This window comes from Ectopseudomonas toyotomiensis, assembly GCF_017167985.1.
Classification (GTDB): Bacteria; Pseudomonadota; Gammaproteobacteria; order Pseudomonadales; family Pseudomonadaceae; genus Aquipseudomonas; species Aquipseudomonas toyotomiensis.
The window spans coordinates 1,746,198-1,764,472 of record NZ_CP070505.1 but is presented as its reverse complement, the minus strand read 5'-3'; the positions used below and the strand labels follow the sequence as shown (position 1 = coordinate 1,764,472).

The following is an 18,275-nucleotide window of genomic DNA, read 5'->3' as shown; positions in this document are numbered from 1 at the left end:
TTGCTGACGGGAGGTGTCTGCCCCTAAAACCCGTGCGTTTCGTATGGTCGCCCGGCGCGGCGCTGGGGTAGACTCGGCAGTCCTCTCAAAGCCCGACCGCCTGCGAAATCGCCATGCTCGAACAGTACGTGAAGAAGATCCTCACCTCGCGCGTCTATGACGTCGCGGTGGAAACCCCGCTGCAACCCGCCCGCCAGCTCAGTGAGCGGCTGGGCAGCCAGATTTTGCTCAAGCGCGAAGATCTGCAGCCGGTGTACTCGTTCAAGATTCGTGGCGCCTACAACAAGCTGGCGCAACTGTCCCCTGAAGAACTGGCGCGCGGCGTGGTCACCGCCTCGGCTGGCAACCATGCACAGGGCCTGGCTCTCGCCGCCAAGCACCTGGGGGTGAAAGCGACCATCGTCATGCCGCGCACCACGCCGGAGCTGAAAGTGCAGGGCGTGCGTTCGCGGGGCGGCAAGGTGGTGCTGCACGGCGACGCCTTCCCCGAGGCGTTGGCGCATTCGCTGAAGCTGGTGGAAGAGAAGGGCTACACCTATATCCACCCTTACGACGACCCACTGGTGATCGCCGGCCAAGGCACCGTGGCCATGGAAGTGCTGCGCCAGCACCAGGGGCATATCGATGCCATCTTCGTGCCGGTCGGTGGCGGCGGCCTGATCGCCGGCATCGCGGCCTATGTGAAGTACCTGCGCCCGGAAATCAAGGTGATCGGCGTCGAGCCGGACGACTCCAACTGCCTGCAGCAGGCGATGGCGGCTGGCGAGCGTGTGGTGCTGCCGACGGTCGGGTTGTTCGCCGATGGCGTGGCAGTGGCGCAAATCGGCCAGCACACCTTCGATCTCTGCAAGCATCACGTCGATGAGGTGATCACCGTCAGCACCGACGAAATCTGCGCGGCGATCAAGGATATCTACGACGATACCCGCTCGATCACCGAGCCGGCCGGCGCCCTGGCCGTGGCCGGGATCAAGAAGTACGTCGAGCGCCAGGGCGCCAATGGCGAAGTGCTGGTGGGCATCGACTCCGGCGCCAACGTCAACTTCGACCGCCTGCGCCATGTGGCCGAGCGCGCCGAGCTGGGCGAGAAGCGCGAAGCGATCATCGCCGTGACCATCCCCGAGCAGCCGGGCAGCTTCAAGGCCTTCTGCGAGGCGGTGGGCAAGCGTCAGATCACCGAATTCAACTATCGCTATCACACCGACCGCGAAGCGCACATCTTCGTCGGTGTGCAGACCCATCCGGAGAATGACCCGCGCCAAGCGTTGGTCGAGGGCCTGCGCGCGCAGGGCTTTCCGGTGCTGGACCTGACCGATAACGAACTGGCCAAGCTGCATATCCGCCATATGGTAGGTGGCCATGCCGCCGGTGTCGGTGACGAGATGGTGCTGCGCTTCGAATTCCCCGAGCGGCCGGGTGCGCTGTTCAATTTCCTGCAGAAACTGGGCGGGCGCTGGAACATCTCGATGTTCCATTACCGCAATCACGGCGCTGCCGATGGTCGCGTACTGGCAGCGCTACAGGTGCCGGCGAACGAACGTCATCTGGTGCCGGCGGCGCTGGATGCCATCGGTTATCCCTACTGGGATGAAAGCGACAACCCGGCTTATCGCCTGTTTCTGGGCTGAACACGACCTTCGAACCCTAGGGCGGGTGTACGCCGCCCTGCGTAATCGCCTGATAATCAAGGAAGCCCCTGATGGAACACTACCTGCTGGTTCGCATCCTCCACAGCGCCCCAGGCGTGTTGCTGCTGCTCGGCCTGATCGCCCATGGCGTCATGCTGCTCAAAGCGCAGCGCGGTGGCGATGCAGCCGTGCTGGCGCGCAAGCTGCGCGTGACCCTGCTGTTCAGCTTCCCGGCATTCGCCGTGCTGGCGCTGAGCCTGCCGGTTACCGGCTACTGGCTGGTGGACACCGCCGGCTGGCCGCTGGGACAGACCTGGCTGCTGCTGGGCAGCATCCTCTATGTGCTGATGATGCTGCTCGGTTTGTTGCTGGCTGGTCGCCTGGCGGTCTGGCGTGCGCTGGGTGATACACCGGCGCCGACTTCGCTCAAGCGTCTGTGCCTGATCTATGCCGGGCTGATTCTGCTGCTCTTGATCGCCATCATGGCGCTGATGGGCGCCAAGCCGGTCTAAGCAGATCGGCGGGCTGCTCGCTTCGCTCGCGAGGCCGCCCTACGTCCGGCGACCGCACGTGGTTCTGGTACACGGCCTCAGCGTAGGGCGTACTCGGCTTTGGCTTCCTGCGTCGCTCTACCTCCTGCATCCATGCAGTCGTCGCGAAGCAGTATGCCGATCCCTCTCAACGCAGCGAAATCACCGGCCAGCCGCGTTCGAGAGCTGTGGCGCGCAGCACGTCGTCCGGGTCGACCGCCACCGGGTTGGCCACGGCCTCAAGCAGCGGCAGGTCATTGCGCGAGTCGCTGTAGAAGTAAGCGTCGTCGAGGTTGTACCCCGTCTCCGCCAGCCATTCGTTCAAGCGGGTCACTTTGCCGCCCTGGTAGCACGGCATGCCGGTGATCTGCCCGGTATAGCGGCCGTCCTGCATACCGCATTCGGTGGCGATCAACGTCTCCACACCCAGGCGCTCGGCGATGGGCGCGGTGACGAAGCGGTTAGTGGCGGTGATGATCACCAGTTTGTCGCCCGCAGCGCGGTGTTCGGCCAGCAGTGCCTCGCCCTTGGCCAGGATGATCGGCTCGATCACCTCGGCCATGAACTCGCGATGCCACTGCGCCAGTTGCGCCATGTCGTGGCGGCCGAGAATGGCCTGGCTGAAATTCTGATAAGCCACCACGTCCAGCTTGCCGGCGCAGTAATCGGCATAGAAGGCATCGTTGCGCGCCAGGTACTCGGCCGCGTCGACCAGGCCGCGCTGGCAGACGAATTCGCCCCAGCTGTGATCGCTGTCGCCAGCCAGCAGGGTGTTGTCGAGATCGAAAAGGGCCAAGCGCACGGTTCGTTACCTGTTCTGTAGAAAGGGAAGGCGCGCCAGAATAGCCGCTTTGCCGGGGCTTTCAAACAGCGCCTAAACCCGCGTTGCTGCTGTCGCCGGCTTTGTGGAACAATGCCGGAACTTGCGTGTACGAGGTTGCTTGCCGTGATCGATTCTGATGGTTTCCGCCCGAATGTCGGCATCATCCTGACCAATGATGTCGGCCAGGTGCTCTGGGCCAGGCGTATCAACCAGGATGCGTGGCAGTTTCCCCAGGGCGGCATCAATGATCGTGAATCGCCGGAAGAGGCGCTTTACCGTGAACTGAATGAAGAGGTCGGGCTCGAAGAGCAGGATGTGAAGATCCTCGCCTGCACCCGCGGCTGGTTGCGTTATCGTTTGCCGCAGCGTCTGGTGCGCACGCACAGTCAGCCGCTGTGCATCGGGCAGAAGCAAAAGTGGTTTCTGCTGCGCCTGACGGGGGCTGAAGACCGCGTACGCATGGACCTGACCGGCAAGCCCGAGTTCGATGGCTGGCGCTGGGTCAGCTACTGGTACCCGCTGGGCCAGGTGGTCACATTCAAGCGCGAGGTCTACCGCCGCGCGCTCAAGGAACTCGCCCCGCGCCTGATAGTGCGCGACTGATACGGACCCCAATCGAGCATGCTCAATACGCTGCGCAAGATCGTCCAGGAAGTAAACGCTGCCAAGGATCTCAAGGCGGCGCTGTCGATCATCGTGCAGCGGGTCAAGGAAGCGATGGGCAGCCAGGTTTGCTCGGTCTACCTGCTCGACCCGGAAACCAACCGCTTCGTGTTGATGGCCACCGACGGCCTCAACAAGCGCTCCATCGGCAAGGTCAGCATGGCGCCCAGCGAAGGCCTCGTCGGCCTGGTCGGTAGCCGCGAAGAGCCGCTGAACCTTGAAGACGCCGCCAGCCACCCGCGCTATCGCTACTTCGCCGAAACTGGCGAGGAGCGTTATGCCTCCTTCCTCGGTGCACCGATCATCCACCATCGCCGGGTGATGGGCGTGCTGGTGGTGCAGCAGAAGGAGCGCCGCCAGTTCGACGAAGGCGAGGAAGCTTTCCTGGTCACCATGAGCGCGCAGCTCGCCGGCGTTATCGCCCATGCCGAGGCGACCGGCTCGATTCGCGGCCTGGGGCGCCAGGGCAAGGGCGTGCAGGAGGCCAAGTTCGTCGGCGTGCCGGGTGCGCCGGGGGCAGCGGTCGGTACTGCTGTCGTGGTGCTGCCCCCGGCTGATCTGAATGTGGTTCCAGACCGCAGTGTCGATGACATCGCTGCCGAGCTGGAGCTGTTCGACAAAGCGCTGGGTTGGGTGCGCGAGGACATGCAGGAGCTGTCCGAGAAACTCGCCACTCAGCTACGCAAGGAAGAGCGTGCGCTGTTCGACGTCTACCTGATGATGCTCGAGGACGCCGCACTGGGTAACGAGGTGCGCAAGGTCATTCGTACCGGCCAGTGGGCGCAAGGCGCCTTGCGCCAGGTGGTGCTCGACCACGTCAATCGTTTCGAGCTGATGGATGACGCTTACCTGCGCGAGCGTGCCTCCGATGTGCGCGACCTCGGCCGCCGCTTGCTCGCCTATCTGCAGGAAGAGCGCAAGACCACGCTGGTCTACCCGGACAACACCATCCTGGTCAGCGAGGAACTGTCGCCGGCGATGCTCGGCGAGGTGCCGGAAGGCAAGCTGGTCGGTCTGATCTCGGTGACCGGCTCGGGCAACTCCCACGTGGCGATTTTCGCCCGCGCCATGGGTATTCCCACGGTCATGGGTGTGGTCGACCTGCCGTACTCGAAGATCGACGGCATCAAGCTGATCGTCGATGGCTATCACGGCGAAGTCTTCACCAACCCCAGTGAGCTGCTGAGCAAGCAGTACGCCGATGTGGTCGAGGAGGAGCGCCAGCTCACCGAAGGGCTCGACGCTCTGCGCGCGCTGCCCTGCGAAACCCTCGACGGCCATCGCATGCCGCTTTGGGTCAACACCGGTCTGCTCGCCGATGTTGCCCGTGCCCAGCAGCGCGGCGCCGAGGGTGTCGGTCTGTACCGCACCGAAGTGCCGTTCATGATCAACGAGCGCTTCCCCAGCGAGAAGGAGCAGCTCGCCACCTACCGCGAGCAGTTGCAGGCCTTCCACCCGTTGCCGGTGACCATGCGCACCCTGGATATCGGCGGCGACAAGGCGCTGTCTTACTTCCCGATCAAGGAAGAGAACCCCTTCCTGGGTTGGCGCGGCATTCGCGTTACCCTCGATCACCCGGAAATCTTCCTGGTGCAGACCCGCGCCATGCTCAAGGCCAGCGAGGGGCTGAACAACCTGCGCATCCTGTTGCCGATGATTTCCGGCACGCAGGAGCTGGAAGAGGCGCTGCACCTGATCCACCGCGCCTGGGGCGAGGTGCGTGACGAGGGTACCGATGTGCCACTGCCGCCTATCGGCGTGATGATCGAGATCCCGGCCGCCGTTTATCAGACCCGCGAACTGGCGCGCCAGGTGGATTTCCTTTCGGTCGGCTCCAACGACCTGACCCAGTACCTGCTGGCGGTCGACCGCAACAACCCGCGTGTGGCCGATCTCTACGATTTCCTCCACCCGGCGGTGCTGCAGGCCTTGCAGAAAGTGGTCAACGACGCGCACCTCGAAGGCAAGCCGGTGAGCATCTGCGGTGAGATGGCGGGTGACCCGGCGGCGGCCGTGTTGCTGCTGGCGATGGGCTTCGATTCGCTGTCGATGAACGCCACCAACCTGCCCAAGGTGAAATGGCTGCTGCGTCAGGTGACCCAGAGCAAGGCCAAGGAGCTGCTCGGCCAGGTGATGACCATGGACAACCCGCATCTGATCTACAGTACCCTGCACCTGGCGCTGCGCAATCTGGGGCTCGGTCGGGTGATCAACCCGGCGTCGAATATCCAGGCCTGATTCGCGAGCAGAGCTCGCTCCTACCTCAGGGGATATATCCCATCAGCGGCGTTGCCGCGGATCGCATCCGAGCTATCCGCGTAACGCGACCTCGCCCACCAAGGCACCATGCGGGCCGAAGCTGCGCTCGGTGATATTCCAACGCCCGTCTCGGCAGACGTTCAGCACCGTGCTGGCGCGGGTGCCATAGGTGGCCGTGGTAATGAAGACACTCGACAGCACGCGCTCCGTCGCCAGCCCGACGCCGGTGTCCGGTAACAGGTGGTCGGCCGGCTGGCTGCGATCGGTCAGCAGCTCCAGTAGCGCTTCATCCTCGCTTTCGAGTCTATCGCTCAGGGCATTTCTGGCACGCAGCAGCTTCGGCCACGGCGTGTCTAGGTCGGCGTTGGACATACCATAAATGCCGCTCTGCAATTGCCGAGGCAGGCCTTCCTGAGAATTGAAATGCCAGAGCTGATGGCGGTCGCCCAACAGCAGGTTGAAGCCGGCATGCTCTTGTGCGTCGCGCATGATCCTGTCGAGATAGGCAGGCGCGGACTCCTGACCCAGCAGGTAGTCGGCTGTCAGCACGCCGCGTGAACGGGGGCCGGCTTTCTGCCTGGGGTCGCGGATATTGGTCAGCGCCGCGAAGCGGCCTTGCGCGGTAACGCCGAGCCAGGTACCCCCAGCTTGCAGATCGCGACCGGCGAATACGCCAGGTGCATCCGGCCATTCACTCAATGCGGCGCTGGGGCGCGCGTAGAACTCGTCGCGATTGGCCGCCATGCGCAGCACCGTCGGGCTTTCGGGCTGCCAGGCGAAGACGATCAGGCACATGCGCATTCCTCCTATGGCGGAGTCTGGCAGGCTAGCGAGCTCAGCCAAGGGCGGCAACCGTTCCGTCGATCCGTGTGCCGTTGAGGAGGCATTTCCGCTACCATGCCGCTTTGTTTTTGGGGGTGTCGATGGAGCTGCTGCTCTACCTGGTGCTGGGCTCGGCTGCCGGTGTGCTGGCTGGCCTGTTCGGCGTGGGCGGCGGTCTGATCATCGTGCCGGTGCTGGTGCTGAGCTTCACCGCCCAGGGTATGGCAACGGAAATCCTCACTCACCTGGCAGTGGGAACGTCCCTGGCGACCATCGTCTTTACCTCGATCAATTCGCTGCTCGAGCACCATCGCAAGGGCGCGGTGCGCTGGCCGCTGTTTCGCTGGTTGACCATTGGCATCCTACTGGGTGCTGCGCTGGGGGCCATGACGGCGGCGTTGATCCAGGGGCCGTTGCTGCAGAAGATCATCGGTACCTTCGCCATCATCGTTGCCGCGCAGATGGCGCTGGACCTGAAACCCAAGGCCAGTCTCGGTGTCCCAGGCAAGCCGACGCTGACGGTAGCCGGCGGGGTGATCGGTTGGGCCTCGGCGATTTTCGGCATTGGCGGTGGTTCGCTTACCGTGCCCTTTCTGGTCTGGCGCAGCGTGCCGATCCAGCAGGCGGTGGCAACCTCGGCGGCCTGTGGTTTGCCGATCGCCATCGCCGGCGCGCTGAGTTTCATGTTTACCGGCTGGGGGAATCCGAATCTGCCGCCATGGAGCGTCGGTTTCGTGTATCTCCCGGCATTGCTGGGCATCGCCGTGACCAGCATGTTCTTTGCCCGTTTTGGTGCGCGTCTGGCTCATCGCCTGTCGCCACTGTTACTCAAGCGTCTGTTCGCCCTGCTGCTGTTCAGCGTGGGTCTGAGTTTTTTCATTTAAGGAGTCCTGGATGCTGCCTTATCCGCAGATCGACCCGGTGGCCATCGCCCTTGGTCCCCTGAAAATCCATTGGTACGGCCTGATGTATCTGGTCGGCATCGGTGGTGCATGGCTACTGGCATCGCGCCGTCTGGAGCGTTTCGATGCGACCTGGACCAAGGACAAGCTGTCCGACCTGGTGTTCTGGGTGGCCATGGGGGTGATTCTCGGTGGCCGTCTGGGCTACGTGTTCTTCTATGACTTTGCCGCCTATATCGCCGAACCGGCGAAGATCCTGCGGGTTTGGGAGGGCGGCATGTCCTTCCATGGCGGCCTGATCGGGGTGATGCTGGCGACCTGGTGGTTCGGCAAGCGCAACGGCAAGAGCTTCTTCGAGCTGATGGACTTTATCGCCCCGTTGGTACCCATCGGCCTCGGCGCCGGACGCATCGGCAACTTCATCAACGCCGAGCTGTGGGGCAAGGCCACCGATGTGCCCTGGTCGATGGTCTTCCCCACCGACCCTGAGCAACTGGCGCGCCATCCGTCGCAGCTGTACCAGTTCGCCCTGGAGGGCGCGGCGCTGTTCACCATCCTCTGGTTCTATTCGCGCAAACCGCGGCCGACCATGGCCGTGTCCGGCATGTTCGCCGCCTGCTACGGCGTGTTCCGCTTCATCGTCGAGTTCGTCCGCGTGCCGGATGCCCAGCTGGGCTACCTGGCCTGGGGCTGGCTGACCATGGGGCAGATCCTCTGCCTGCCGATGATCCTCGGTGGCATCGGCCTGATCGCCTACGCCTACAAGCGCCAGCCCGTACAAGGAGCCGCCTGATGAAACAGTACCTCGACCTGATGCGCCACGTGCGCGAGCACGGCACCTTCAAGGAAGACCGCACCGGTACCGGCACCTACAGCGTGTTCGGCTACCAGATGCGCTTCGACCTGGCCGATGGCTTCCCCATCGTCACCACCAAGAAGTGTCACCTGCGCTCGATCATCCACGAGTTGCTGTGGTTTCTGCAGGGCGACACCAACATCCGTTACCTGAAGGAAAACGGCGTCAGCATCTGGGACGAGTGGGCCGACGAGAACGGCGACCTCGGCCCGGTCTACGGCTACCAGTGGCGCAGCTGGCCGGCGCCCAATGGCGAGTCCATCGACCAGATCGCCAAGTTGATCGAGATGATCAAGAAGAACCCGGACTCCCGTCGCCTGATCGTCTCGGCCTGGAACCCCGCGCTGGTCGAGCAGATGGCGCTGCCGCCATGTCACGCGCTGTTCCAGTTCTACGTCGCTGACGGCAAGCTCTCCTGCCAGCTCTATCAGCGTTCGGCAGACATCTTCCTCGGCGTGCCTTTCAACATCGCCAGCTACGCGCTGCTGACGCTGATGGTGGCGCAGGTGTGTAACCTGCAGCCGGGCGAGTTCATCTGGACCGGCGGCGACTGCCACCTGTACGCCAACCATATCGAACAAACCGACCTGCAACTGACCCGCCAGCCACTGCCGCTGCCGACCATGAAGCTCAACCCCGAGGTGAAGGATCTGCTGGCCTTCAAATTCGAGGACTTCGAACTGGTCGGCTACGAAGCGCACCCGCATATCAAGGCGCCGGTGGCGGTTTGAGACCGGGCGAGTGCGAGCGGTCGTAAGGTGGGCTTTGGTGGGCTGAAGCGGAGCGCCGCCCGGCCCACCCTACAGGTGTGTATCGCCGCCAAACGTAGGGTGGGCTTCAGCCCACCGCTTGCATGGCGATTTCACTGCACAAACGCTCCACCTGTTCGGCGCGCTCGGCCTCTTCCAGACGTGCGCTGGGGTTGAGCGACGACCATTCGGGATGGGCGCGTGCCACGTTCAGCGGGGCGGGCAGCTTGCCGTGGCGCCACAGGGTATCCTGCGGGGCGCTGAGGGTGATGGCGTCCATGGCGGCGTGGCCTCGTTTATCCAGTGCCGCCAGCAGTTGCTGCTGACGCAGGGCGAGCAAGCGCAGCACGGCGTCGTCGACGGTCAGTTCGCGCTGACCTTTGAGCTTTCCCTTCAACCTTTCCCCGTAGTTGCGCAGAGTCTGCGCGCTGCCGCCGATCACTGCGCCCAATGCGGCAGCTGCGCCCATGGTGAGGCCGCCGACCAGCAGGTCGACACCAACGCCGGTGGCCGCGCCCGCTGCCATGCCGCCGCCGACCTTGATGCCCAGTTGCTTCAGCGTTTCCGGATTGAACAGGTCGTCGCCCCAGCGGCCATCGAGCAGAGGCAGGTCGGCCGCCTTGGCATCGCTGCTACGGAAGGCATACAGGCGCAGCAGGGCCTCGACGCAACGCTGCTCGCGCTGACGAATCGCATCACGCAGCTCAGAAATGGCGCCCTGTTCCAGCACCGGTTGAGCGGCGACGCTGCGGCGGCAGGCGGCGCAGTCGATCAGCAGCTCGGCGATCAGGCGGTTGCCGGCCTGGCGACGGGCTTGGCGCTGCGCTTCATGATCCTCGATCAGGCGTTGTAACTGCGGGCGCGAACGCTCCAGCAGTAGGGCGAGGCTTTCGTACAGGCGTCGTTCGCCATCTTCCGGTGGTGCCACGCTGTCGAACGCCACCAGGGCATGCAGGCCGAGGCGAGCCAGGGCTTCGCGCCATTCACCTTCGCGGTGGCTGACGCTGGCGACGAAGTTGAGCACCGGCAGCAGCGGCCGGCCACACATGGTCAGCACCGCCAGTTCGTCGCGGTACTTGGCCAGCACCGGCTCACGCACGTCGATCACATACAGGCCGGCGTCGGAGGCCAGCAGCTGGCGCAGCACCTTGGCCTCCTGTTCGTAGCGCTGGCGCGCCTCGCTGCCGTCGAGGAAGCGGGCCAGGCGCGCCGGGCCGTCCAGGCGTTCACCGGGGCGGTCGAGGCGTTCCAGGTAATCGAGCAGGGCAATGGCGTCCTCCAGGCCGGGGGTGTCGTACAGCTCTAGCAACGCCTGGCCGTCTACCGACAGTCGCGCACCCTCGACATGGCGAGTAGTGCTGGCGCGCGGCGAGACTTCGCCGAACTCCACGTCGCGGGTCAGGGTGCGCAGCAGCGAGGTTTTGCCGACGTTGGTATGGCCGACCAGGGCGAGTTTCAGCGGCTGGTTCATGGCGCGGGCTCGGTCGGGTAGCTCGGAGGCAACAGAGCGGGCATTGGGGTAGGAGCGAGCTCTGCTCGCGAAGCTTTTGCCGCTTGCCATGGTTCGCGAGCAGAGCTCGCTCCTACATGAAGGTCATGTGTCTGCGGCTTTCTAGTCATGCCCTGTCTCCAGCCAGCTTAGAGGCGCCGTATCGCCATGGGGCAGTCCCAGCGTGCCGAGGGCTTGATGCCAGTCCGCCAGGCGGGCGCTGTCCAGGCATTCGCCGGGCGCAGGCGGCAGCAGCCAGATACGTGTAGCAGAGGCCGAGCGCGCCAGTTCGCCGAGCAGCGCCAGGGTGCCGCGATCCGGCGAGCGGCGTGGGTCACAGGCGATGGCCAGGCGTTCGGGCGGGAAGCGGGTCAGTTGTTCGAGCAACTGGCGGCGCTGCTCGCGGCTGTCGATCACCCCGGCATCGGCCACGCCCTTTGGTAACGGCAGCGGTGGCCAGGGGCGGCGCTCGTCTAGTTCCAGGCCGAGCAGCAGTGCGCCACTACCAGGTTGGGCACTGGCGCCGCCTTGCGGCTGGTGCAGAGCGGCTGGCGCCAGGTCGCAGACGCCAAGGCGTTCGCTGTCCGGTTGCAGGCGCTGGCGCAGCAGGCTGTAGCCCGGTAGGTCGAGGTCCAGACGCAGCCTGCGCGTGCCTGACTGCCAGCGCCACAGGCACAGCAGCGCCAGCAGCAGGCGTGGCAGCAGGCCATAGACCAGCGCTACGCCAACCAGCCAGCCGGCCCAGCTCTGCCGGGCGGCTTCGCTGGCGATGGCGGCGTCGCCGCTGGCACGAATGACGTCGATATCCGGCAGGCTGAAGCCGAGCAGCGCAGGCAGGGCGCCTATGGCTTGGGTTAGGGCGATGAAGGTGTCGCCGCCGAGGATGGTGGTTTCCCAGACGAAACCGTAGCGGCGGGTGGCGAGCAGCAGCAACAGGGTGGTCAGCGCGGCGAGCATGGCCAGGGTCCACAGGCCGTTGACCATCAGACCCAGGCCCCAGCGGGTCAGGCGTTGGCGTTGCAGCATCAGCAGCAGGGCCGGGGCCAACTGCGCGGCGCTGGCGTCGCGCGCAAGCTTTTCGCTGAGCCACAGCCACAGGCGACCGAGCGCGCCAGGGCGGTCTCGGGTCAGCAGCAGACCCAGCAGCCAGCCAAGCAGCATCAGCAGGTTGAGCCCGAGCAGGCTGCCCAGCGCCCAGAACACATTGACGGGTTGGCGCCCGTCACCCAACGCGGCCAGAGCCAGACCGAAGCCGCTGAGCAGGGCCAGCAGTGCCAGCAGCCCACCGGCCAGGCGTGCGCCCTGCAGCCAGTGCAACAGCGCCTGCCACTGACCATCTCGACGGGCCAGGTGCAGGGCGCGATGCTGGATGCGTTGGGCCAGGTCACCGTGCTCGGCGCGGGCCAGGCGATTGGCCTCGGCATCTTCGAGCGGGCCGGCGTGTTCCTCACGCAGGCGAATGGTCTCGCTGAGCCAGAGGCGTTGCAGGGGCGTAGGGGAGGAGGCGTCTGTCACGCGGCGTCTCGTCGTTCGGATCAGGGGTTGAGAATAACCCCTGATCCGCCCCGGTGCGAATCAGCGCTGTTCGCGCAAGCGCACGGCGATGTCCGGTTGGTCGATGAACAGGCCGTCGACGCCGGTGGCGAGGAAGGCGCGCAGTTCGGCCTCAATGTCGCCACGTTCGGCCGGCTCGCTGCCGTTGCGCAGGCTGGTGGGCAGGAAGGCGTTCTCGGCGCGGAAGGTGTAGGGATGGACCTTGAGCTTGGCCGCATGGGCGTCACGCACCAGGCTGGTGGGCGTGGTCAGGTTGCCGGCGGCGTCGCGCGGGATGATCATGCCTTTCTCCGGGCCGATGCCGCTGGCGTAGCGGGCGATGGCCTTCAGGCCCTTGGGCGTGATCATCTGGGCGTAGCCCAGGCCGGTGCCGAGCACCTGCTGGTCATAGGGCTGGCCCTCGGTCCACAGCAGTTGCACCAGTCGTACCTGGGTCAGACGGCTCAGGGTCTTGAGGTTCTCCACTTCGAAGGACTGGATGTAAACCGGCGCCTTGGCGCTGTTGTAGCCGTTGCGCTTGAGGATCTTGACCAGTGGCTGCTCCATGGCCAGGCCGATCTGCTGGAAGTGGGTCGGGTGCTTGGTTTCCGGATACAGGCCGATGACCCGCTGCTGGCTGAGCTGCAGACTTTTCACCAGGTCGATGATCTCCTGCAGGGTTGGGATCTCGAACTGGCCATCGAAACGGGTATTGGCCGGGCGCACCTGCGGGATGCGCTCGATGGCGCGCAGGGTCTTGAGTTCGGCCAGGCTGAAGTCCTCGCTGAACCAACCTTCCAGGCTGACGCCATCCACCGTCTGGGTGCGCTTGCGGTTGGCGAACTCCGGACGCTGCGCCACGTCGGTGGTCAGGCCCAGTTCATTGTCGTGGCGGGCCACCAGTTGCCCGTCGCGGGTCATCACCAGGTCCGGCTCGACATAGTCGGCGCCCTGCAGAACCGCCAGGGCATAGGCGGCCAGGGTGTGTTCGGGGGCGTAGCCGCTGGCGCCACGGTGGGCGATGATCAGTGGCCTGGCGTCGGCATGGGGCTTGCCCTTCTGCGCCAAAGGCTGTTGTTGCGCCCAGTCGATGGCGGCCTGCACGCTGTCGGGCTTGGCTGGCGCGGCGAGGCCGAGGGCCGGTAGCAACAGGCCGGCGCAGAGCAGCCAGCTGCGAAGCGGTGTGGTCAACATGGTGGTACCTCCTTGCACGGGGATGGAAACCCAAGCCTGCACCGACAAGGGTGACGATTCTGCTACAGAGGTCCAAGCCTAGACGGTTCTGTGCGCCACTCGGCAAGCCAAAGGTGGGCTGCGGGTGCGCAGGACGCTCTGCTATGCTCGCGTTCATGAAAATGACTCTACCCCTTTCCCTGATCGCCGCGCTCGCGCACAACCGCGTGATCGGTCGCGACAACCAACTGCCCTGGCACCTGCCGGCGGACCTCAAGCATTTCAAGGCGCTGACGCTCGGCAAGCCGATCATCATGGGGCGCAAGACCTGGGATTCACTCGGTCGGCCATTGCCGGGCAGGCTCAACATCGTGGTCAGTCGCCAGGCGGGCCTGACCCTGGAAGGTGCCGAGGTATTCGCGACGCTGGAAGAGGCCATCGAACGAGCCGACGCCTGGGCACGTGAAGAGAATGCCGAGGAACTGATGCTGATCGGCGGCGCGCAGCTCTATGAGCTGGGCCTGGCCCAGGCTGATCGCCTGTACCTGACGCGTGTCGGCCTCGACCCTGAAGGCGATGCTTTCTTCCCTGAGGTCGACGAGGCTACCTGGCGCATGACCTCCAGCCTCGAGCACCCGGCTTCGGCCGAGACACCGTTCTACGCCTTCGAAGTGTGGGAGCGCCGCGGCGCATAACCTCACCGAGCTTTCCGGCCATCTCTGCCGCCAGACAGATTCCCTGGCGCGCCGTGATGGCCACTGCCTTGCCTTGCCTTGCCTCTGCCGTAATTTTCTTTCGTGCATCCTGATGCAGGTTCTGTCATGACTGAGCAATCACCCGTCGACGAGCGCCCGAGCGCCGTCGCTGCACTCTTCGTGCGCCATCCACTCTGGGAAGATGCGCTGGCCCTGCTGTTCGGTACCGCTCTGGTGGCATTGGGCATCGCCTTCTACGCCCATGCGGGGTTGTTGACGGGGGGAACCGTCGGCATCGCCTTTCTGGCCAACTACCAGGCTGGTTGGTCGTTCGGTCTGGTGTTCTGCCTGGTCAACCTGCCGTTCTACCTGCTGGGCATCTGGCGCATGGGCTGGGCTTTCACCTTGCGCACGGGCTGCGCGGTGATGCTGGTTTCGCTACTGGCCGAGCTGACGCCGCAGTGGGTCGCCTTCGCCCATCTAAGCGCCGTGTATGCCGCGCTGTTCGGTGGCGCTGCGATGGGGCTGGGTTTGCTTATGCTGTTCCGCCACCGCGCCAGCCTGGGCGGGGTGAACATTCTCGCGCTGTACATGCAGGAGCGCTTCGGTTTCCGTGCGGGGACCGTGCAGATGGCCATCGATGCGAGCATCGTGCTGGCGGCGATCTTCGTCGTGTCGCCAGACAAGGTGCTGCTCTCGGTGCTGGGGGCGGTGATGCTCAATCTGGTGCTGGCGATCAATCACCGGGCGGACCGTTACGTTGGCGTCAGCTGAACCCCGCAACGAACGAGGGGCTGCCTCGCTGGAGGCAGCCCCTCGTTGTTTCGTTTGTCGCGGACGCGAGAATCAGATCACTTCGGTGAACTGGATGATCTCGACCCAGTAGCCGTCCGGGTCCTTGATGAAGGCGATGTCGCGCATGCGGCCGTCGGTCAGGCGTTTCTGGAAGTCCACACCGAGGTCTTCGAAGCGCTGGCAGGCCGCCTTGATGTCCGGCACCGACACGCACAGGTGACCGAAGCCACGTGGGTCGCTGTTGCCGCTGTGGTAGGAGAATTCCGGGTCTTTCTCGGTGCCGTAGTTGTAGGTCAGCTCCAACACGCCTGGGATCGACTTGCGCCACTGATGGCGAGCTGCCGGGTCAGCCGGGATCTGCGACTTGTCGTTGATCAGCGCGAGGAAGTACAGGCTGAACTCGGCATCGGGGAAGTCCTTCTTCTCCAGCAGGGTGAAGCCCAGCACACGGGTGTAGAAATCGAGGGATTTCTGCAGATCCTTCACGCGGATCATCGTGTGGTTGTAGACGAAGTCGGCGGTAGCGACGTCAGGCTTGGCGGTCACGCCAGCAATGGCGTTGAGCTCGTCGAGGGTCATGGGGTTCTCCATCAGGTACGGAATGGGGTCGGCGCTGAGCGGCCGTATCTGCCTAGATGGCTTCGCCCATGGTGTTTTTCAAGGTCGAATGTCACAGCAGGGTGGATGGGACTCTTTCATCTGCCTTGCTGGCGTGGTGTCTTGAATGGTGGGCTGAAGCCCACCCTACAGCCATGCCCAATCGAGCAGGGTGGGCGGGGCGGCGATCCGCTTCAGCCCACCAATCCCAGCACCCGCATTAGACCTCCAGCCTGATCAGCTCGGCCCGTGTCTGGTCATCCTCGATATGCAGAATGCCAACGCCGATGGGTAGCTTGAAGCGCCGCGGCCCGGCGCTGCCGGGATTGAGATAGAGCACTCCGTTGCGTTCCTCGTGCAACGGCTTGTGTGAATGCCCGGCGATGACCACGTCGATGCCCTGAGCTGCCGGGTCGATATCCAGCTGCTTGAGGTCGTGCAGCACATGCAGGGCGATGGCGCCGAAGCGTAGCGTCTGGCGCTCGGGGATGGCGTCGGCCCAGCTGTCCTGATCATTGTTGCCGCGTACCACCGACAGCGGCGCGACGCGCTCAAGTTCGGTCAGGATGTGCGGCCCGCCGATATCACCGGCATGGATCAGATGATCGACGCCTTGCAGCGCTGCCAGCGCCTCGGGGCGCAGCAGATTGTGGGTGTCAGCGATCAGGCCGATACGCATGATGGGCTCCTGAGCATGGATGTAAGAGCCAGCTTGCTGGCGATCAGCGTCGGATGCAAAACCTTCCGTCAACAAAAAGCCCGGCAAACCAGGCCGGGCTTTTCTCTGGTGTGGGCTGACGAATCAGCCGTCCAGCATCGCCTTGTTGCGCACCGCGCCCTTGTCGGCGCTGGTGGCCAGCAGGGCATAGGCCTTGAGTGCCGTGGTCACCTTGCGGGTGCGCGGTGCGGCAGGCTTCCAGCCTTTCTTGTCCTGCTCGGCGCGGCGGGCGGCCAGTTCTTCATCGCTCACCAGCAGGTTGATGCTGCGGTTGGGGATGTCGATGAGGATTTTGTCGCCATCGTTGACCAGGCCGATGGCACCGCCTGCTGCAGCTTCCGGCGAGGCGTGACCGATGGACAGACCGCTGGTACCACCGGAGAAACGACCGTCGGTGAGCAGGGCGCAGGCCTTGCCCAGCCCCTTGGACTTCAGGTAGCTGGTCGGATAGAGCATTTCCTGCATGCCCGGGCCGCCTTTCGGGCCTTCGTAGCGGATGATGACGATGTCACCTTCCTTCACTTCGTCGGCGAGGATGCCCTTGACCGCGCTGTCCTGGCTTTCGAAGACCTTGGCGTTGCCTTCGAAGACGTGGATCGACTCATCGACGCCGGCCGTCTTCACCACACAGCCATCGAGGGCGATGTTGCCGTACAGCACCGCAAGTCCACCCTCTTGGGAATAAGCGTGCTCGACGCTACGAATACAACCATTCTCGCGGTCATCATCCAGACTCGGCCAGCGGGTGCTCTGACTGAACGCGGTCTGGGTGGGGATGCCAGCAGGGCCTGCCTTGAAGAAGTGATGAACCGCTTCGTCCTGGGTCTGGGTGATGTCCCACTGGGCGATGGCTTCGGCCATGTTCGGCGTGTGCACGGTGGGCACTTCGGTGTGCAGCAGGCCGCCACGCGCCAGCTCGCCGAGGATGGAGAAGATGCCGCCAGCGCGATGCACGTCTTCCATGTGGTACTTCTGGATGTTCGGCGCGACTTTGCACAGCTGCGGCACCTTGCGCGACAGTCGATCGATGTCGCGCAGGTCGAAGGCGATCTCCGCTTCCTGGGCTGCAGCCAGCAGGTGCAGGATGGTGTTGGTCGAACCGCCCATGGCGATGTCCAGCGTCATGGCGTTTTCGAACGCCTTGAAGCTGGCGACGTTGCGTGGCAGTACCGACTCGTCGCCTTCGCCGTAGTAGCGTTGGCAGAGTTCGACGGCCAGGCGACCGGCGCGCAGGAACAGTTGTTCACGATCGCTGTGGGTGGCCAGGGTCGAACCGTTGCCTGGCAGTGCCAGACCCAGGGCTTCGACCAGGCAGTTCATCGAGTTGGCGGTGAACATGCCGGAGCAGCTGCCGCAGGTCGGGCAGGCGCTGCGCTCGTACTCGGCGACCTTCTCGTCGGAGGCGCTGGAGTCGGCAGCGATGACCATGGCATCGACCAGATCCAGGCCGTGATTGGCCAGCTTGGTCTTGCCGGCTTCCATCGGCCCGCCGGAAACGAACACCACCGGGATGTTCAGGCGCAGGGCGGCCATCAGCATGCCGGGGGTGATCTTGTCGCAGTTGCTGATGCAGACGATGGCATCGGCGCAGTGGGCGTTGACCATGTACTCCACGGAGTCGGCGATGATCTCGCGGCTCGGCAGCGAATAGAGCATGCCGTCGTGGCCCATGGCGATGCCGTCGTCGACGGCGATGGTGTTGAATTCCTTGGCCACGCCGCCGTGCTTCTCGATCTCGCGGGCGACCAGTTGACCCAGATCCTTCAGGTGCACGTGGCCGGGCACGAACTGGGTGAAGGAGTTGGCGATGGCGATGATCGGTTTCTTGAAGTCTTCGTCCTTCATCCCGGTGGCGCGCCACAGGGCGCGGGCGCCGGCCATGTTGCGGCCGTGGGTAGAGGTCTTCGAGCGGTAGTCAGGCATGACGATGATCCTGCGGCTAATTCGGTTATATAGGCGGTGAGCGTCGTGGGCGGCAGGTCACCGCGTGTCGTGGGCTGCATGACGAGACGGGATCACCGTTCGCGCGGCCAGGGCTCACAG

17 protein-coding genes are annotated in these 18,275 nt (G+C 64.5%); 9 read left to right on the top strand and 8 right to left on the bottom strand.

Annotation, left to right across the window (positions count from 1 at the left end; translation table 11 throughout):
- The first annotated feature begins 113 nt into the window (after positions 1-113).
- Complete coding sequence (gene ilvA / locus JWV26_RS08105) at positions 114-1,628, top strand: threonine ammonia-lyase, biosynthetic (RefSeq protein WP_072424853.1); 1,515 nt, start codon at positions 114-116, stop codon at positions 1,626-1,628.
- 71 nt (positions 1,629-1,699) lie between these two features.
- The gene (locus JWV26_RS08100; RefSeq protein WP_074917508.1) at positions 1,700-2,140 is read left to right on the top strand and encodes a DUF2269 family protein; all 441 of its coding nucleotides are present in this window, start codon (positions 1,700-1,702) and stop codon (positions 2,138-2,140) included.
- 166 nt (positions 2,141-2,306) lie between these two features.
- Here JWV26_RS08100 and JWV26_RS08095 read toward each other — a convergent pair whose 3' ends face one another.
- Complete coding sequence (locus JWV26_RS08095; RefSeq protein ID WP_074917506.1) at positions 2,307-2,960, bottom strand: histidinol-phosphatase; 654 nt, start codon at positions 2,958-2,960, stop codon at positions 2,307-2,309.
- 144 nt (positions 2,961-3,104) lie between these two features.
- Between JWV26_RS08095 and JWV26_RS08090 the strand changes: the two genes are divergently transcribed.
- Both JWV26_RS08090 and ptsP read left to right on the top strand, forming a co-directional pair.
- Positions 3,105-3,584 carry an RNA pyrophosphohydrolase gene (locus tag JWV26_RS08090; RefSeq protein ID WP_004373919.1) on the top strand — a complete coding sequence of 160 codons (480 nt, stop codon included), beginning with the start codon at positions 3,105-3,107 and terminating at the stop codon, positions 3,582-3,584.
- Between the two features lie 18 nt (positions 3,585-3,602).
- On the top strand, positions 3,603-5,882 hold the full coding sequence (gene ptsP, locus JWV26_RS08085; RefSeq protein ID WP_074917504.1) for a phosphoenolpyruvate--protein phosphotransferase: 2,280 nt from the start codon (positions 3,603-3,605) through the stop codon (positions 5,880-5,882).
- A 72-nt stretch (positions 5,883-5,954) separates the two neighbouring features.
- On the opposite strand, the gene JWV26_RS08080 is transcribed toward ptsP, so the two are convergent.
- Positions 5,955-6,698, bottom strand: coding sequence for an NRDE family protein (locus JWV26_RS08080; protein WP_074917502.1), 744 nt, complete (start codon positions 6,696-6,698; stop codon positions 5,955-5,957).
- A 128-nt stretch (positions 6,699-6,826) separates the two neighbouring features.
- Between JWV26_RS08080 and JWV26_RS08075 the strand changes: the two genes are divergently transcribed.
- Genes JWV26_RS08075 through JWV26_RS08065 form a run of 3 tightly spaced genes read left to right on the top strand, consistent with a single transcriptional unit; the run spans position 6,827 to position 9,214 of the window.
- Positions 6,827-7,609 carry a sulfite exporter TauE/SafE family protein gene (locus tag JWV26_RS08075; RefSeq protein ID WP_072425065.1) on the top strand — a complete coding sequence of 261 codons (783 nt, stop codon included), beginning with the start codon at positions 6,827-6,829 and terminating at the stop codon, positions 7,607-7,609.
- Between the two features lie 10 nt (positions 7,610-7,619).
- Positions 7,620-8,420 (top strand): prolipoprotein diacylglyceryl transferase, encoded by an 801-nt coding sequence (gene lgt / locus JWV26_RS08070; protein WP_074917500.1) that lies wholly within the window; start codon positions 7,620-7,622, stop codon positions 8,418-8,420.
- Positions 8,420-9,214 carry a thymidylate synthase gene (locus tag JWV26_RS08065; RefSeq protein ID WP_074917499.1) on the top strand — a complete coding sequence of 265 codons (795 nt, stop codon included), beginning with the start codon at positions 8,420-8,422 and terminating at the stop codon, positions 9,212-9,214. Before lgt ends, JWV26_RS08065 begins: the two co-directional genes overlap by 1 nt.
- 106 nt (positions 9,215-9,320) lie before the next feature.
- Here the strand turns inward: JWV26_RS08065 and JWV26_RS08060 are convergent, their stop codons facing one another.
- From JWV26_RS08060 to JWV26_RS08050, 3 genes are all read right to left on the bottom strand, one after another.
- Positions 9,321-10,703 carry a GTPase/DUF3482 domain-containing protein gene (locus tag JWV26_RS08060; protein ID WP_206418778.1) on the bottom strand — a complete coding sequence of 461 codons (1,383 nt, stop codon included), beginning with the start codon at positions 10,701-10,703 and terminating at the stop codon, positions 9,321-9,323.
- 141 nt (positions 10,704-10,844) lie between these two features.
- On the bottom strand, positions 10,845-12,236 hold the full coding sequence (locus JWV26_RS08055; protein ID WP_206418777.1) for a DUF2868 domain-containing protein: 1,392 nt from the start codon (positions 12,234-12,236) through the stop codon (positions 10,845-10,847).
- Positions 12,237-12,296: 60 nt separating this feature from the next.
- Positions 12,297-13,448: a glycerophosphodiester phosphodiesterase gene (locus JWV26_RS08050; protein WP_206418776.1), complete on the bottom strand. Its 1,152-nt coding sequence runs from the start codon at positions 13,446-13,448 to the stop codon at positions 12,297-12,299.
- 143 nt (positions 13,449-13,591) lie between these two features.
- On the opposite strand from JWV26_RS08050, the gene JWV26_RS08045 reads away from it, so the two are divergent.
- Both JWV26_RS08045 and JWV26_RS08040 read left to right on the top strand, forming a co-directional pair.
- Positions 13,592-14,122 carry a dihydrofolate reductase gene (locus JWV26_RS08045; protein ID WP_074917491.1) on the top strand — a complete coding sequence of 177 codons (531 nt, stop codon included), beginning with the start codon at positions 13,592-13,594 and terminating at the stop codon, positions 14,120-14,122.
- A 126-nt stretch (positions 14,123-14,248) separates the two neighbouring features.
- Positions 14,249-14,896, top strand: a complete 648-nt coding sequence (locus tag JWV26_RS08040) for a YitT family protein (RefSeq protein WP_072424864.1) — start codon at positions 14,249-14,251, stop codon at positions 14,894-14,896.
- Positions 14,897-14,968: 72 nt separating this feature from the next.
- Here the strand turns inward: JWV26_RS08040 and gloA are convergent, their stop codons facing one another.
- The 3 genes from gloA to ilvD all read right to left on the bottom strand — a co-directional run bounded on the left by gloA (position 14,969) and on the right by ilvD (position 18,155).
- On the bottom strand, positions 14,969-15,496 hold the full coding sequence (gene gloA, locus JWV26_RS08035) for a lactoylglutathione lyase (RefSeq protein ID WP_017675905.1): 528 nt from the start codon (positions 15,494-15,496) through the stop codon (positions 14,969-14,971).
- Positions 15,497-15,734: 238 nt separating this feature from the next.
- Positions 15,735-16,193 (bottom strand): metallophosphoesterase family protein, encoded by a 459-nt coding sequence (locus tag JWV26_RS08030; RefSeq protein ID WP_206418775.1) that lies wholly within the window; start codon positions 16,191-16,193, stop codon positions 15,735-15,737.
- A gap of 123 nt (positions 16,194-16,316) precedes the next feature.
- The gene (gene ilvD, locus JWV26_RS08025; RefSeq protein ID WP_074917488.1) at positions 16,317-18,155 is read right to left on the bottom strand and encodes a dihydroxy-acid dehydratase; all 1,839 of its coding nucleotides are present in this window, start codon (positions 18,153-18,155) and stop codon (positions 16,317-16,319) included.
- Positions 18,156-18,275: the final 120 nt, after the last annotated feature.